Source organism: Providencia manganoxydans (assembly GCF_016618195.1).
GTDB classification, from domain to species: domain Bacteria; phylum Pseudomonadota; class Gammaproteobacteria; order Enterobacterales; family Enterobacteriaceae; genus Providencia; species Providencia manganoxydans.
Genome location: NZ_CP067099.1, coordinates 63,133 through 79,410, shown reverse-complemented (window position 1 = coordinate 79,410; position 16,278 = coordinate 63,133). Strand labels below are relative to the sequence as shown.

The 16,278-nt window shown below is 43.2% G+C and carries 10 protein-coding genes, 2 tRNA genes and 3 rRNA genes; 4 read left to right on the top strand and 11 right to left on the bottom strand.

Annotated elements, in window-relative coordinates:
- Positions 1-26 precede the first annotated feature (26 nt).
- Both JI723_RS00335 and actP read left to right on the top strand, forming a co-directional pair.
- The gene (locus JI723_RS00335; protein WP_070927484.1) at positions 27-338 is read left to right on the top strand and encodes a DUF485 domain-containing protein; all 312 of its coding nucleotides are present in this window, start codon (positions 27-29) and stop codon (positions 336-338) included.
- Positions 335-1,984: a cation/acetate symporter ActP gene (gene actP / locus JI723_RS00330; RefSeq protein WP_070927482.1), complete on the top strand. Its 1,650-nt coding sequence runs from the start codon at positions 335-337 to the stop codon at positions 1,982-1,984. The genes JI723_RS00335 and actP overlap by 4 nt, the downstream gene beginning before the upstream one ends.
- Before the next feature lie 76 nt (positions 1,985-2,060).
- Here the strand turns inward: actP and JI723_RS00325 are convergent, their stop codons facing one another.
- From JI723_RS00325 to JI723_RS00300, 6 genes are all read right to left on the bottom strand, one after another.
- The gene (locus JI723_RS00325; RefSeq protein ID WP_272580639.1) at positions 2,061-2,489 is read right to left on the bottom strand and encodes a hypothetical protein; all 429 of its coding nucleotides are present in this window, start codon (positions 2,487-2,489) and stop codon (positions 2,061-2,063) included.
- A gap of 408 nt (positions 2,490-2,897) precedes the next feature.
- Positions 2,898-3,013, bottom strand: a 5S ribosomal RNA gene (gene rrf, locus JI723_RS00320).
- A 139-nt stretch (positions 3,014-3,152) separates the two neighbouring features.
- A 23S ribosomal RNA gene (locus JI723_RS00315) occupies positions 3,153-6,057 on the bottom strand.
- Between the two features lie 226 nt (positions 6,058-6,283).
- Positions 6,284-6,359: transfer RNA gene (locus JI723_RS00310), tRNA-Ala, on the bottom strand.
- A gap of 135 nt (positions 6,360-6,494) precedes the next feature.
- Positions 6,495-6,571 (bottom strand) — tRNA-Ile (locus JI723_RS00305).
- A gap of 67 nt (positions 6,572-6,638) precedes the next feature.
- Positions 6,639-8,178: ribosomal RNA gene (locus JI723_RS00300) — 16S ribosomal RNA — on the bottom strand.
- Together the 16S, 23S and 5S rRNA genes with 2 tRNA genes alongside form the textbook arrangement of a ribosomal RNA operon.
- A 546-nt stretch (positions 8,179-8,724) precedes the next feature.
- On the opposite strand from JI723_RS00300, the gene JI723_RS00295 reads away from it, so the two are divergent.
- Together JI723_RS00295 and mdtD are read left to right on the top strand one after the other, a co-directional pair.
- On the top strand, positions 8,725-9,423 hold the full coding sequence (locus tag JI723_RS00295) for a FadR/GntR family transcriptional regulator (protein WP_070929795.1): 699 nt from the start codon (positions 8,725-8,727) through the stop codon (positions 9,421-9,423).
- Positions 9,424-9,471: 48 nt separating this feature from the next.
- On the top strand, positions 9,472-10,881 hold the full coding sequence (gene mdtD, locus JI723_RS00290) for a multidrug transporter subunit MdtD (RefSeq protein ID WP_140179984.1): 1,410 nt from the start codon (positions 9,472-9,474) through the stop codon (positions 10,879-10,881).
- Here mdtD and rbsR read toward each other — a convergent pair.
- From rbsR to rbsA, 5 genes are all read right to left on the bottom strand, one after another.
- The gene (rbsR, locus tag JI723_RS00285; protein ID WP_175442587.1) at positions 10,878-11,879 is read right to left on the bottom strand and encodes a ribose operon transcriptional repressor RbsR; all 1,002 of its coding nucleotides are present in this window, start codon (positions 11,877-11,879) and stop codon (positions 10,878-10,880) included. The genes mdtD and rbsR overlap by 4 nt on opposite strands.
- Before the next feature lie 3 nt (positions 11,880-11,882).
- Complete coding sequence (rbsK, locus tag JI723_RS00280; protein WP_140187342.1) at positions 11,883-12,812, bottom strand: ribokinase; 930 nt, start codon at positions 12,810-12,812, stop codon at positions 11,883-11,885.
- Between the two features lie 80 nt (positions 12,813-12,892).
- Positions 12,893-13,783: a ribose ABC transporter substrate-binding protein RbsB gene (rbsB, locus tag JI723_RS00275; RefSeq protein ID WP_140179979.1), complete on the bottom strand. Its 891-nt coding sequence runs from the start codon at positions 13,781-13,783 to the stop codon at positions 12,893-12,895.
- Positions 13,784-13,803: 20 nt separating this feature from the next.
- Positions 13,804-14,766, bottom strand: coding sequence for a ribose ABC transporter permease (rbsC, locus tag JI723_RS00270; RefSeq protein ID WP_070929798.1), 963 nt, complete (start codon positions 14,764-14,766; stop codon positions 13,804-13,806).
- The gene (gene rbsA, locus JI723_RS00265; protein WP_140187334.1) at positions 14,763-16,277 is read right to left on the bottom strand and encodes a ribose ABC transporter ATP-binding protein RbsA; all 1,515 of its coding nucleotides are present in this window, start codon (positions 16,275-16,277) and stop codon (positions 14,763-14,765) included. Before rbsA ends, rbsC begins: the two co-directional genes overlap by 4 nt.
- Between the last annotated feature and the right edge of the window lies 1 nt (position 16,278).

The window sequence follows — 16,278 nt, the reverse complement described above, 5'->3', positions numbered from 1 at the left end:
ATAACGTATAACAGAGGAGAACTCTGATGAATGCTACTGCTTATCAACAGGTAGAGAATAACCCTCGCTTTAAAGAATTGGTAAGGAAACGTGGTCGATTTTCATGGTTGTTGTCAGCTATCACATTAATACTGTATGTCGGTTTTATTTTTCTTATTGCCTTTGCTCCTAGCTGGCTAGGAACACCAATCTCTGAAGGTTCTTATATCACCCGTGGCATTCCTGTCGGTGTGGGGCTCATTGTTATCTCCTTTGTATTAACGGGTATCTATGTTATTCGTGCAAATGGTGAATATGATCGCTTAACCGCTGAAATACTAAAAGAGGTGCAAAAATGATAAAAATCTTACCCCTTATCCTACTTTTTGCCTCTTCAGCAGCATTCTCTGATGCACTGACGGGCGATGTTGAGCGACAACCGGTCAATATTCAAGCCATTATTATGTTCTTGTTATTCGTCGGATTTACACTTTATATTACTTACTGGGCTTCAAAAAGAACTCGCTCCCGTTCAGATTACTATACTGCTGGCGGTAAAATTACCGGTTTTCAAAATGGAATGGCAATTGCCGGCGATTTTATGTCTGCTGCATCATTCTTAGGTATTTCAGCTCTAGTTTATACATCAGGCTATGATGGGCTGATTTACTCCATCGGCTTTCTAATCGGCTGGCCAATTATTCTATTTCTTATTGCAGAACGTCTGCGTAACCTCGGTCGCTATACATTCGCTGATGTAGCCTCATATCGATTAAAACAGAGACCAATAAGGATCTTATCCGCTGTAGGTTCACTGGTTGTTGTCGCCCTCTATCTAATAGCGCAAATGGTTGGTGCAGGTAAACTGATCGAATTGCTTTTCGGCTTGAATTACCATATCGCTGTCGTGATCGTTGGGATCCTCATGGTGTTGTACGTCCTATTTGGTGGGATGTTAGCGACAACATGGGTACAGATAATCAAAGCAATCCTCTTATTAGCCGGTGCAACATTTATGGCTGTCATGGTCATGAAACATGTTGGCTTTAATTTCAATACACTATTTAAAGAAGCGGTAGAAGTTCATAAAAACGGCATCGCGATTATGAGTCCCGGAGGCTTAGTTTCTGATCCGATATCTGCGCTTTCACTTGGCCTAGCATTGATGTTTGGTACCGCAGGGCTACCTCATATTATCATGCGCTTTTTCACCGTTAGTGATGCGAAAGAAGCACGTAAAAGCGTATTCTATGCAACAGGTTTCATTGGCTACTTCTATATTCTCACTTTCATTATCGGTTTCGGTGCGATAGTTCTTGTTAGTGCAAACCCAGACTTTAAAGATGCAGCTGGTAAGCTTATTGGTGGAACCAATATGGCGGCAGTACACCTTGCAGATGCAGTCGGTGGAAATTTCTTCCTTGGATTTATCTCTGCGGTTGCATTTGCCACTATACTCGCCGTTGTGGCTGGTTTAACATTAGCCGGTGCCTCGGCTGTATCCCATGATCTTTATGCAATGGCGATTAAAGATGGTAAAGCTAACGAAAAAGAAGAATTACGCGTATCTAAAATAACCGTCGTTATATTAGGATTCGTTGCCATCGGATTAGGGATCTTATTTGAAAACCAAAATATCGCCTTCATGGTTGGCTTAGCCTTCTCTATCGCGGCAAGCTGTAACTTCCCTATCATACTGTTATCCATGTATTGGAAAAAACTGACCACTCGTGGCGCCTTAGCCGGCGGATGGCTAGGCTTAATTACTGCGGTTGTGCTTATGATTTTAGGTCCAACCATTTGGGTCAGCATCTTACATCATGAAAAACCGATTTATCCTTATGAGTATCCGGCATTCTTTTCAATGATTGTCGCCTTTGTAGCTTCGTGGCTATTCTCTGTAACGGATAACTCAGAGCGCGGCAAAATGGAAAGAGAGCGTTTTAGAGAACAGTTTGTTCGCTCTCAAATTGGTTTGGGAATTGAACAAGGCAAAACACATTAACCTTTACTACCTCTAGAAAGAAACATAAGCAAAGCGGCTTTTAATTGAGCCGCTTTTTTAATCCTATAAAACTGAGTTATTTTGCATAGGTCAGTTTTTCGGTGCTTATCCACTCATTTATCAACTCAAAAAAATGAGTAGGTTCATTTCTTGTTTCTACTTTAAAACGCTCAAATTCAGCTTTATTATTAGGTACATACATTGATAACAATGAATTTAATAATGTTTCTTTATCCGCAAATTTTTGGCTAATCTTAAACACCTTATAAAGAATAACGGTTAATATAAGGCTAACCACCGCGATACTAGCCATAGCAGCAAAACTGTAATCTATTTGTAGAAACTGGCGTACTTCATTAAGCAATAAAAAGGGCGTAAAAAACATCACTAATAGAGATAATATTATTGCCCCATCTTGGCCATTATTGAATTCAAGCTCCTTTTGCTTACTAACAGCAACAATATCCCTAAATATTTGGCTATTAACAGATTTTATATTTTTCATCTTATTCACCTTGATAAATAAGTGCATTACCGTGTGCAAAACATTCATAACATCTGATTAAGTTACTTATTACTAGTATATATTTAACTTTTTGCAACATCAATTTAACATTTATTATCTATTTTAATGAGAAAGTATCTTAAGAAAAGCAGGTAAATAGAAAACATAAAACAACAAAATCAGTGATCATAAAATCATTTTTTATAGCTTATATATTGATATCAATAGCCAAATTATAAAAGCTGTCTAACTAAAAAAGACACCATTTAACATTTAAACAAATTAATTTATGAAAAACTAATTGTTAAAGTTATAAAGCTTACTTATCGATATCATATTTATGAAAAATATTATTTCTTTCCAAACGCAAAAAAGCCACCCATTGGGTGGCTTCTTCACTAATTTAATGTCTGGCAGTTCCCTACTCTCACATGGGGAGACCCCACACTACCATCGGCGCTACGGCGTTTCACTGCTGAGTTCGGCATGGGGTCAGGTGGGACCACCGCGCTATTGCCGCCAGACAAATTCTGTTTCGTTCCCGTTTGCAGTTATCTCAACGCAAACCAGAACCTCAATCTCAAACAAGCTGCGTGTCCCTCACCTTTCGGCTTCTCACTACTCAAAAACAACTCAATCTCTCTAAAACACCTTCGGTGTTGTCAGGTTAAGCCTCACGGTTCATTAGTACTGGTTAGCTCAACGTATCGCTACGCTTACACACCCAGCCTATCAACGTCTTAGTCTTAAACGTTCCTTTAGGACCCTTAAAGAGTCAGGGAAGACTCATCTCAAGGCAAGTTTCCCGCTTAGATGCTTTCAGCGGTTATCTCTTCCGCACTTAGCTACCGGGCAATGCCATTGGCATGACAACCCGAACACCAGTGGTGCGTCCACTCCGGTCCTCTCGTACTAGGAGCAGCCCCTTTCAATCTTCCAACGCCCACGGCAGATAGGGACCGAACTGTCTCACGACGTTCTAAACCCAGCTCGCGTACCACTTTAAATGGCGAACAGCCATACCCTTGGGACCTACTTCAGCCCCAGGATGTGATGAGCCGACATCGAGGTGCCAAACACCGCCGTCGATATGAACTCTTGGGCGGTATCAGCCTGTTATCCCCGGAGTACCTTTTATCCGTTGAGCGATGGCCCTTCCATTCAGAACCACCGGATCACTAAGACCTACTTTCGTACCTGCTCGAGCCGTCACTCTCGCAGTCAAGCTAGCTTATGCCTTTGCACTAACCGCATGATGTCCGACCATGCTTAGCCAACCTTCGTGCTCCTCCGTTACTCTTTGGGAGGAGACCGCCCCAGTCAAACTACCCACCAGACACTGTCCGCACCCCGGATTACGGGGCAACGTTAGAACATCAAACATTAAAGGGTGGTATTTCAAGGTTGGCTCCATGCAGACTGGCGTCCACACTTCAAAGCCTCCCACCTATCCTACACATCAAGGCTCAATGTTCAGTGTCAAGCTATAGTAAAGGTTCACGGGGTCTTTCCGTCTTGCCGCGGGTACACTGCATCTTCACAGCGAGTTCAATTTCACTGAGTCTCGGGTGGAGACAGCCTGGCCATCATTACGCCATTCGTGCAGGTCGGAACTTACCCGACAAGGAATTTCGCTACCTTAGGACCGTTATAGTTACGGCCGCCGTTTACTGGGGCTTCGATCAAGAGCTTCTCCTTACGGATAACCCCATCAATTAACCTTCCAGCACCGGGCAGGCGTCACACCGTATACGTCCACTTTCGTGTTTGCACAGTGCTGTGTTTTTAATAAACAGTTGCAGCCAGCTGGTATCTGCGACTGGCTTCAGCTCCATGGGTAAACCACTTCACCTAGCGCCAGCGTGCCTTCTCCCGAAGTTACGGCACCATTTTGCCTAGTTCCTTCACCCGAGTTCTCTCAAGCGCCTGAGTATTCTCTACCTGACCACCTGTGTCGGTTTGGGGTACGATTAATGATAATCTAGAGCTTAGAGGCTTTTCCTGGAAGCGGGGCATGAGCTACTTCATCACCGTAGTGACTCGTCATCAGACCTCAGCATGTAGTGAACCGGATTTGCCTAATTCACCTGCCTACATCCTTAAACCGGGACAACCGTCGCCCGGATAGCCTAGCCTTCTCCGTCCCCCCATCGCAATTATCACCAGTACAGGAATATTAACCTGTTTCCCATCGACTACGCATTTCTGCCTCGCCTTAGGGGTCGACTCACCCTGCCCCGATTAACGTTGGACAGGAACCCTTGGTCTTCCGGCGTGCGGGTTTTTCACCCGCATTATCGTTACTTATGTCAGCATTCGCACTTCTGATACCTCCAGCATGCCTCACAGCACACCTTCGCAGGCTTACAGAACGCTCCCCTACCCAACAACATCTAAATGTCGCTGCCGCAGCTTCGGTGCATGGTTTAGCCCCGTTACATCTTCCGCGCAGGCCGACTCGACCAGTGAGCTATTACGCTTTCTTTAAATGATGGCTGCTTCTAAGCCAACATCCTGGCTGTCTGAGCCTTCCCACTTCGTTTCCCACTTAACCATGACTTTGGGACCTTAGCTGGCGGTCTGGGTTGTTTCCCTCTTCACGACGAACGTTAGCACCCGCCGTGTGTCTCCCGTGATAACATTCTTCGGTATTCGTAGTTTGCATCGAGTTGGTAAGTCGGGATGACCCCCTAGTCGAAACAGTGCTCTACCCCCGAAGATGAGTTCACGAGGCGCTACCTAAATAGCTTTCGGGGAGAACCAGCTATCTCCCGGTTTGATTGGCCTTTCACCCCCAGCCACAAGTCATCCGCTAATTTTTCAACATTAGTCGGTTCGGTCCTCCAGTTAGTGTTACCCAACCTTCAACCTGCCCATGGCTAGATCACCGGGTTTCGGGTCTATACCCTGCAACTCATTCGCCCAGTTAAGACTCGGTTTCCCTACGGCTCCCCTATACGGTTAACCTTGCTACAGAATATAAGTCGCTGACCCATTATACAAAAGGTACGCAGTCACACCCAAAGGTGCTCCCACTGCTTGTACGTACACGGTTTCAGGTTCTATTTCACTCCCCTCGCCGGGGTTCTTTTCGCCTTTCCCTCACGGTACTGGTTCACTATCGGTCAATCAGGAGTATTTAGCCTTGGAGGATGGTCCCCCCATATTCAGACAGGATAACACGTGTCCCGCCCTACTCATCGAGTTCACAACACCAACACCTTCGGATACGGGGCTATCACCCTTTACTGCCGGACTTTCCAGACCGTTCTCCTGATGCTGATGCTGATTAAGACTCTGGGCTGCTCCCCGTTCGCTCGCCGCTACTAGGGGAATCTCGGTTGATTTCTTTTCCTCGGGGTACTGAGATGTTTCAGTTCCCCCGGTTCGCTTCGTTTGACTATGTATTCATCAAACGATAGTGCAACGAATTGCACTGGGTTTCCCCATTCGGAAATCGTCGGGTATAACGGTTCATATCACCTTACCGACGCTTATCGCAGATTAGCACGTCCTTCATCGCCTCTGATTGCCTAGGCATCCACCGTGTACGCTTAGTCGCTTAACCTCACAACCCGAAGGTGTCTTTTTTGTCAGTCGACACGAAACCCGACGGTTTCTGTCTGTTGACGACATCTTCAAGTTGAGATTTTTGAGAGACTCTCACATTGTTTAAGCGATAAACAATGTGCGTTGTTTTCAATTTTCAGCTTGTTCCAGATTGTTAAAGAGCATAATTATTCGCAATAGACTATTTAATTAACTAATCTATTCTGAATAATTCAAAAGTATTATGGTGGAGCTAAGCGGGATCGAACCGCTGACCTCCTGCGTGCAAGGCAGGCGCTCTCCCAGCTGAGCTATAGCCCCATAACAGGTTTGACAGTATCATCGCCGTCTTTAATCGGTGTGATTAAAAACGAAATCGAATTAAGGCAAGGCGTAGCTTAGCGACGTTTACACTAGGTAAACGAGCTGAGATACAACGTAGCATTCATTCGATTTTGGTAGGCCTGAGTGGACTTGAACCACCGACCTCACCCTTATCAGGGGTGCGCTCTAACCACCTGAGCTACAAGCCTATATGATACCGTTGACTCTATTTCATCAGACAATCTGTGTGAACACTTCACAAAAACACTTCAATGGTAAGGAGGTGATCCAACCGCAGGTTCCCCTACGGTTACCTTGTTACGACTTCACCCCAGTCATGAATCACAAAGTGGTAAGCGCCCTCCCGAAGGTTAAGCTACCTACTTCTTTTGCAACCCACTCCCATGGTGTGACGGGCGGTGTGTACAAGGCCCGGGAACGTATTCACCGTAGCATTCTGATCTACGATTACTAGCGATTCCGACTTCATGGAGTCGAGTTGCAGACTCCAATCCGGACTACGACGTACTTTATGAGTTCCGCTTGCTCTCGCGAGGTCGCTTCTCTTTGTATACGCCATTGTAGCACGTGTGTAGCCCTACTCGTAAGGGCCATGATGACTTGACGTCATCCCCACCTTCCTCCGGTTTATCACCGGCAGTCTCCTTTGAGTTCCCGACCGAATCGCTGGCAACAAAGGATAAGGGTTGCGCTCGTTGCGGGACTTAACCCAACATTTCACAACACGAGCTGACGACAGCCATGCAGCACCTGTCTCAGAGTTCCCGAAGGCACTAAAGCATCTCTGCTAAATTCTCTGGATGTCAAGAGTAGGTAAGGTTCTTCGCGTTGCATCGAATTAAACCACATGCTCCACCGCTTGTGCGGGCCCCCGTCAATTCATTTGAGTTTTAACCTTGCGGCCGTACTCCCCAGGCGGTCGATTTAACGCGTTAGCTCCGGAAGCCACACCTCAAGGGCACAACCTCCAAATCGACATCGTTTACAGCGTGGACTACCAGGGTATCTAATCCTGTTTGCTCCCCACGCTTTCGCACCTGAGCGTCAGTCTTTGTCCAGGGGGCCGCCTTCGCCACCGGTATTCCTCCACATCTCTACGCATTTCACCGCTACACATGGAATTCTACCCCCCTCTACAAGACTCTAGCTGACCAGTCTTAGATGCCATTCCCAGGTTAAGCCCGGGGATTTCACATCTAACTTAATCAACCGCCTGCGTGCGCTTTACGCCCAGTAATTCCGATTAACGCTTGCACCCTCCGTATTACCGCGGCTGCTGGCACGGAGTTAGCCGGTGCTTCTTCTGTCGGTAACGTCAATCGTTGATGATATTAGCATCAACGCCTTCCTCCCGACTGAAAGTACTTTACAACCCTAGGGCCTTCTTCATACACGCGGCATGGCTGCATCAGGCTTGCGCCCATTGTGCAATATTCCCCACTGCTGCCTCCCGTAGGAGTCTGGGCCGTGTCTCAGTCCCAGTGTGGCTGATCATCCTCTCAGACCAGCTAGGGATCGTCGCCTAGGTGAGCCATTACCCCACCTACTAGCTAATCCCATATGGGTTCATCCGATAGCGCAAGGACCGAAGTTCCCCTGCTTTGCTCCTAAGAGATTATGCGGTATTAGCCACCGTTTCCAGTAGTTATCCCCCTCTATCGGGCAGATCCCCATACATTACTCACCCGTCCGCCGCTCGTCAGCGAGAAGCAAGCTTCTCCTGTTACCGCTCGACTTGCATGTGTTAGGCCTGCCGCCAGCGTTCAATCTGAGCCATGATCAAACTCTTCAATTAAAAGTGTTTGATGCTCAAAGAATGTTTTACTGTCGCCTGATTTCCGAAGAAACCAGATTATCTATTAGTTCATATGTATATGAATTAACGTGTTAGTCACTCTTCAAGACTTTAAAATCAAATATTTTTTTGATAGTGTCTTGTGAGTGCCCACACAGATTGTCTGATAAATTGTTAAAGAGCGTTGCGACTTTATCTTTCGATATTAACCGTTTAGGTTGTTGTCGCGAGGTGTCGTATACTACGTTTTTCTATCAGAAAGTCAAGTAATTATTTTTAACTTTTTCTTTCTTTTTTCACCTCAACTGTCATCGGGGTTATTTTTCAAACCTCACCACCGGAGCGGCTTGCCGTGTCAGTGGATGCGCATTATAGGGAGTCAGAAAATTCTGGCAACCCCTTTTTTGCATTTTCTTTTCGTTAGCGTTTTTTTTCATCAAAATGGTGAAAAATCAGCTAAACCCAACGTGAAATTGATTATTTCAGCAGCAATTGCTCGCCTACTCACGTAATATAATCGCTTAGAGTTACGTATTGGGATTAATTATGGAATTTAGTGAGCAGCAAACTGCTTCGCAAAAAAACCTTTCTTATGTTATTGCAGAACAGCTTGGTCAATTGATACTCAAAGGCACTTATTCACCTAGTTCAATACTTCCTAATGAAGTAGAACTCGCTGATAAGTTTCAAGCTAGCCGGACAGCAATAAGAGAAGCCGTTAAAATTTTAGCGGCTAAAGGCATGTTATTAGCTCGTCCACGCATTGGAACACGAGTGATGCCTTCTTCACATTGGAACTTTTTGGATCAAGATCTGCTTAAATGGTGGATTAATAGTGGCGAGCAATCTGTTGTTATTAAGCATTTCCATATTGTACGCCTCGCGATAGAGCCTCAAGCCTGTTATCTTGCTGCTCAAAATGCTACCGATGAACAAAAGCAATCGCTGAAATTATTAGCAAATGAAATGCAATTACTCGCAAAACAATTTGATAGACAGCATTGGATTGATGTTGATCACCGTTTTCATCTCGCCATTTATGAAGCTTGCGCAAATCCATTTTTACTTTCTTTTGCGAATTTGTTCCGTTCGGTTTATCAATTTTACTTTGATGCGATAACGGAGAATGATGTGATTGAAGTTGATATCCATAAACAGCTGGCCAATGCCATAATAAAATGTAATAGCGCCAAAGCGTTCGATCTTTGCTATAAGTTATTAACCATTACAGGGAAACAAACCTAACACGATAACTTCCATGTTTGCTTTAACTTTCTATTTAATAGGTTACCGATGTTAAAAACAGCCAAAAGCATGTCAGGTCTTCCATGGATTGCGGCAATGGCATTTTTCATGCAAGCCCTTGATGCAACCATTTTGAATACGGCTCTACCTGATATCGCCAAGAGTCTTCATCACTCGCCACTCGCTATGCAGTCAGCCATAGTGAGTTATACGTTAACTGTAGCACTGTTAATACCAGTAAGTGGCTGGTTTGCAGATCGATTTGGTACACGCCGTATTTTTATTATTGCCGTTTCCTTGTTTTCATTCGGCTCTCTTTTATGTGCATTATCACCATCACTCACATTCTTAGTCACATCGCGAGTTATTCAGGGTATTGGTGGTGCAATGATGATGCCTGTTGCACGTTTAGCGTTGATCCGTGCCTATCCGCGAAGTGAATTATTACCCATTTTAAATTTTGTCACCATTCCAGGCTTAGTTGGCCCAATACTCGGCCCTCTATTAGGTGGAATATTGGTAACCTATGCAACATGGCATTGGATTTTTATTATCAATATACCAATAGGTGTATTAGGAATTTTGTACGCGTTAAAATCCATGCCTGATTTTAAAATGCCAAAACGTAAATTTGATGTCCTTGGATTTATCTTATTCGGCTTTGGTTTAGTCATGCTATCGGTGAGCTTAGATTTATTTAGTGATGCTTCACTTCCTAACTATGTCCCTACATCCCTTGTTCTTGGCGGCTTTTTTTGTTTGTTCCTATATATTTTCCATGCAAGACGCATTAAGCATGCCATCATTCCATTAAATTTATTTAAAACGCGCACTTTTAGTATAGGTATCAGTGGCAATATAGCTACTCGCTTAGGAACAGGCAGTATTCCTTTTCTAATGCCACTCATGTTACAGGTTGGTTTTGGCTACGAAGCTGTTATTGCCGGTATGATGATGGCACCAATGGCGATTGGTTCGATTATTGCGAAGTCTTCGGTCACAGGCATACTCACTAAATTTGGCTATCGTAATACGTTATTTACTGTAACTGTGATTATCGGTTTTATGATAGCTCAGTTTTCCTTGCAATCACCGAGTATGTCCATTTATTTATTGGTGCTACCTTTGTTTGTGCTTGGTATGGTGATGTCGACTCAATTTACGGCCATGAATACTATCTGTTTAGCTGATTTAACTGATAATAACGCCAGTGCAGGTAATAGTATGTTAGCCGTTACTCAACAGTTATCAATCAGTTTCGGTATCGCAGTCAGTGCGGCAATATTGAGTTTTTATGAAGGAAAACCCGGTGGGAATACGGTTGATAATTTCCATTACACCTTTATCACTATTGGTGTTATTACCTTACTTTCTGCATTTGTCTTTTTATTGTTAAAGAAAAATGATGGGCAAAATCTAATAAAAAGTAAGGCTAAACAAGCAGCCGATAAAAGCTAACGATATTTAACCGATTGGCGCTCAATCAATTTGGGCGTCAATACTAAAACATTTGCAGAAGCTTCAGGGTTATCCATCCTAAAAATAAGCTGATTAACGGCTAATTTACCAAGTTCATCTTTCGGTTGATGGATTGTCGTTAATGGCGGGATCATATACGGTGATAAATCGATATCATCATAGCCAATAATTGAAATATCATCAGGGACTTTTAACCCTTGGCGAAATACCGCCTGATAGGCTCCCACTGCCATTGCGTCATTACCCGCAAAAATCGCTTTTGGTGGGTTAGCAAGCTCTAACAGCTTATTCATTGACTCAAAACCACCAGCAAACTCGAAGTCACTAAAAATAATATATTCATCAGGGATAGATAGCGAAGCTTGTTTCATCGCGGCTAGAAACCCTTGAAAACGTGCTTGAGCAGGTGATTTATCTTGTGGGCCAGCGATACAAGCTATTTGAGTGAAACCCGCTTCAATCAAATAACGCGTAGCCATTTCGCCACCAAGAAAGGAGTTATCTTGAATAATATCACCACCAGATTCGAAAGGTGACCAATCCATCATCACGGTAGGTACTGATGGATAGCGTGAAAGGACTTCTTTTGATGGTCCTTGAGCCTCTGTACACATGATCAATAAGCCATCAACCCGCTTTTGTAATAAGGTTTCTAAGCTGTGATTCATCCGTTGAAGATCGCCTTCTGTGTTACACAAGATCAAGCTATAACCTAATTCATAGCAACTGCGTTCTACACCACGTACCACTTCGGCATAGAAGGGATTATTACTTGTTGTCAGTAGCATCCCAATCGTATTAGTGCGATTCATTTTTAAGCTGCGGGCAAGCGCTGACGGCGCATAATTTAGCTGCTCGATTGCATTTTTTACCCGCAATGTCACGCTTTCGCTAACATAACGATTTTGATTGATGACATGAGAAACTGTGGATGTTGATACACCTGCAAGGCGCGCAACATCTTTCATTGTTGCCACAAGCTATTCCTGTTGAGTTAAAAAGGTATCAATTTCATTGCGCCATGGCACAGAAGGCTGAGCACCTGCGCGAGTTACCGCAATAGCGGCAGCTGCATGGGCAAAACGAACTGCTTGTGTGTCATTTTTTCCCTCAAGCAATGCCGTCACATAAGCCCCATTAAAGGTATCTCCAGCTGCAATAGTATCGACGGCTTTGACTTTAAATCCAGCAATAATTTTGCCTAATTTACCTTTTTCACTAAACCACACACCTCTAGCGCCTAATGTGATTATCACTTTACTAATACCTTTATCATGCAAGGCTTGAGCCGCAGCTTGAGCACCATGATCATCATTAACAGCAATACCTGTTAAATGCTCTGCTTCCGTTTCATTTGGCGTAATAATATCAACAAGTGAAAGCAATGAATCAGGAAGCGCTTGAGCAGGAGCAGGATTTAATATTACTTTAGTATTATTTTTTTGTGCAATCTCAGCGGCTAGCTGTACTGCCTCAATTGGCGATTCTAATTGCATAAGGACGGCATCAGCATCAATGATTTTTTGTTGGTAATGATTAACCCGTTCAGTTGTTAAATGTGCATTTGCACCTGCATGGATACCAATAACATTTTCACCTTGCTGATTAACAAATATTAGCGCAACACCTGTCGTTTCATTTTTAACAGCATCAATACATTCAATATGTATGCTATCTGTTTCCAGTTGTTTTTTAATATTTTGCCCAATGCTGTCGTCACCAACACAAGCAATAAATGTTATATCCGCACCACTTCGACCAGCAGCAACAGCCTGATTAGCACCTTTACCACCAAATGCAACTTGGTAATGATTTCCCCTAACAGTTTCACCGGGTTGGGGGAATTGCTCAATATTCAAAATATGATCAGCATTGATACTACCTAAAACAACAAGTTTAGCAGTGCCCATAACATCAAGTTCCTTGTATTCTTTTTTAATTCAATCAGCAGAGCAAACCGCCGTTAATTACAACGGCGGTTTTTTAAGTTTTATTTTTTTACAACCAATTCCAATTCAACAGGAACGGTTGGCTCTACTTTTTCACCTTTTAGGATCTTATCGGCAATTTGCACCCCTACAATACCGATTTGATCAGGACGTTGTGCAATAGTGGCCCCTAATTTACCGCCTTCAACTGCTTTAATACCATCATTGGTACCATCAAAACCAACCACTAATACATCATCACGACCCGCGGTTTGTAACGCTCTTAATGCCCCTAAAGCCATTTCATCATTTTGAGCAAAAACAGCCTGCACAGCAGGATGCGCTGTCAGTAGGTTTTGCATCACGTTCAAGCCTTTTGTTCTATCAAAATCAGCTGGTTGGCTTGCTAGCACATTGAATTTATGTTCTTTAGCCCCTGTATTGAAGCCTTCACCACGTTCACGTGCTGCTGAGGTACCTGTAATACCTTCTAGTTGAATAACTTTGGCATCATTACCGGTTTTTTGTGCAATAAAGTCAGCAGCCATTTTACCGCCCATGCGGTTATCAGATGCGACATGGCTAACCACTTCCCCTTTATTCGCAGCACGATCAAGTGTGATCACAGGGATTTTTGCTTTATTTGCCATAATAATGGCATTACCAACCGCATCTGAATCCGTTGGGTTAATCAACATCAGTTTAGTGCCACGAACGGTTAAATCCTGAACGTTAGCTAACTCCTTCGCTGGATTATCCTGTGAATCCAGTACAATCAATTCATAACCAAGTTTATCAGCTTCTTTTTGGGCGCTGTCTTTCATAGTTACAAAGAATGGGTTATTCAGCGTTGAAATCACTAACGCAATACTCTCTTTTGCCATTGCATTAACACTAACAGTTGCGGTTAATGCCATTACTGATAATAAGGTTGCTAACTTTTTCATTTTCATAATCAGATTCCTGTAGGGTATTATTTTTTGTTATCAACGAGTACGGCAAGCAGAATTACGACGGCTTTTACAATCATTTGATAGTTGGATGATATGCCTAATAAGTTTAGGCCATTGTTTAAGAAACCTAAGATCAGCGCACCAATTAAAGTTCCCACAATGCGGCCTTTACCACCAGCAAGACTTGTGCCCCCAAGCACAACCGCTGCAATTGCATCGAGCTCATAGCCATTTCCAGCCATCGGCTGCGCAGAAGAGAGACGAGCGACTTCAATTACACTCGCTAATGCTGCTAATAGGCCACAAAGGGAGTAAACAATAATTTTAATACGGTCAACATTGATACCGGATAAGCGAGTAGCTGATTCATTACCACCTAGGGCATAAATATAACGACCTAAACGAGTGTGGTGTAATAAATACCATGCTGCGGCAAAGACAATGATCATCAGCCAAATTGGCGTTGGAATACCTAATGGACGGCCAATACCAAACCAACCAAATAAATCGGCATTATCACTAAATCCTGTATTGATTGGGCTACCATCCGTATAAACCCGAGTAACACCACGCAGTAATAACATCATCACCAAAGTGGCAATGAAAGCTTGTACCTTACCTTTTGCAACGATCACCCCTGTACATGCTCCAATTGCAGCACCAAGCGCAAGTGCACCAGCGACAGCAACAAAAGCATTAACATCCGCTCCAACCATTGAAGCAGCAACAGCACCTGTTAGTGCCAGCAATGATCCAACCGATAAGTCGATCCCTGAAGTCAAAATAACCAATGTCATACCAACTGCCATGATCGCATTGACTGAAGTCTGCTGTAGGATATTAAACAGGTTATTAAGGGTAAAAAAATTGGGGCTAAGTGATGAAACAACGGCAATTAACACTAATAAAGCAATAAGCGATTTTTGCTCCATTAACCATTCTTTGCTGAACCAGCGTTTTGATGTTGTGTTATTCGATGTCATGCTGATAACTCCTGAGCTGATCCGTAACTTTTCCCAACAGCCGCTGCCATGAGAACTTCTTGTGTCGCTTGTTTCGCTGAAAATTCACCACTGATATGCCCTTCGTGCATAACAAGAATGCGGTCACTCATTCCTATCACTTCTGGCATTTCAGAAGAGACTAAAATGATACTCAGACCTTCTTTCTTAAACTGGTTAATTAACTGATAGATTTCTTTTTTTGCGCCAACATCCACGCCACGTGTTGGCTCATCTAAAATCAACACTTTAGGTCTGGTCATCAAACCTCTAGCAATAGCCACTTTTTGCTGATTACCACCTGATAAGTTGCCGATGATTTGATCCATAGATGGTGTTTTAATATTAAATAAACGGATAAAATCACCGACAGTTTGCTGTTCTTCTTTATGATTAAGATTTCCACCAGCACGGCTAAAATAACGTAATGCAGTTAAAGACATATTTTCTTTTACTGACATACCAAGCACTAGACCATCACGTTTACGATCTTCAGAGATATAAACAATGCCGTTATTTAATCCGTCTTGAGGGGTTTTTAAGGAAAGCGTTTTACCTTCTAGGCGTATATCACCTGATTTTTTGGGTGAGGCACCATAGATAATCTTCATTAGTTCAGTGCGCCCAGCCCCCATAAGTCCTGAAACGCCTAAAATCTCACCACTACGTAGAGAGAAATTGGCATGTTCTACACCTACGCCTGATAAATTTTCAACTTGTAAACGCACTTCACCAACAGGAATATCAATGCGTGGATATTGGTCTTCTAATTTACGACCAACCATCATTTCAATTAATGTTTCTTCTTCTAATTCATTCACTGATTTCTCACCAATGAATTGCCCATCCCTGAAAACCGTCACATCATCACAAATTTCAAAGATCTCTTTTAAACGATGAGAGATATAAACAATGCCACGACCTTGTGTTTTAAGTTCTTCAATAACACGGAATAATGAAGCGGTTTCAGTATCCGTTAATGCATCCGTTGGCTCATCCATAATAATAACTTGGGATTCAAAGCTTAATACTTTCGCTATCTCAACCATTTGCTGCTCACCAATAGAGAGTTCAGCGATCAGCTGGTGGCTGTCATAATCAAGATTAAGGCGTTTTAGGAGCTTATCGGACTCACTAAACATCGTTTTCCAATCAATTTTGCCAAATCTATTCACAAATTCACGGCCGAGAAAAATATTTTCAGCAATGGTGAGTTCAGGAATTAGATTCAGTTCTTGATGGATGATACCAATACCAGCTTCTTGTGAATTCTTAGGGCCATGGAAGACTACTTCTTTGCCTAAATAACGGATAGCGCCGGCATCTTTACTGTAGATCCCTGTTAATACTTTCATCATGGTGGATTTACCCGCACCATTTTCCCCAACAAGAGCCATCACTTTCCCGGGATAAACTTTAAGAGCGGCTCCATTTAGCGCTTTTACACCCGGAAAAGATTTATCAATACCGATAAGTTCTAATAAAGGTTGCATA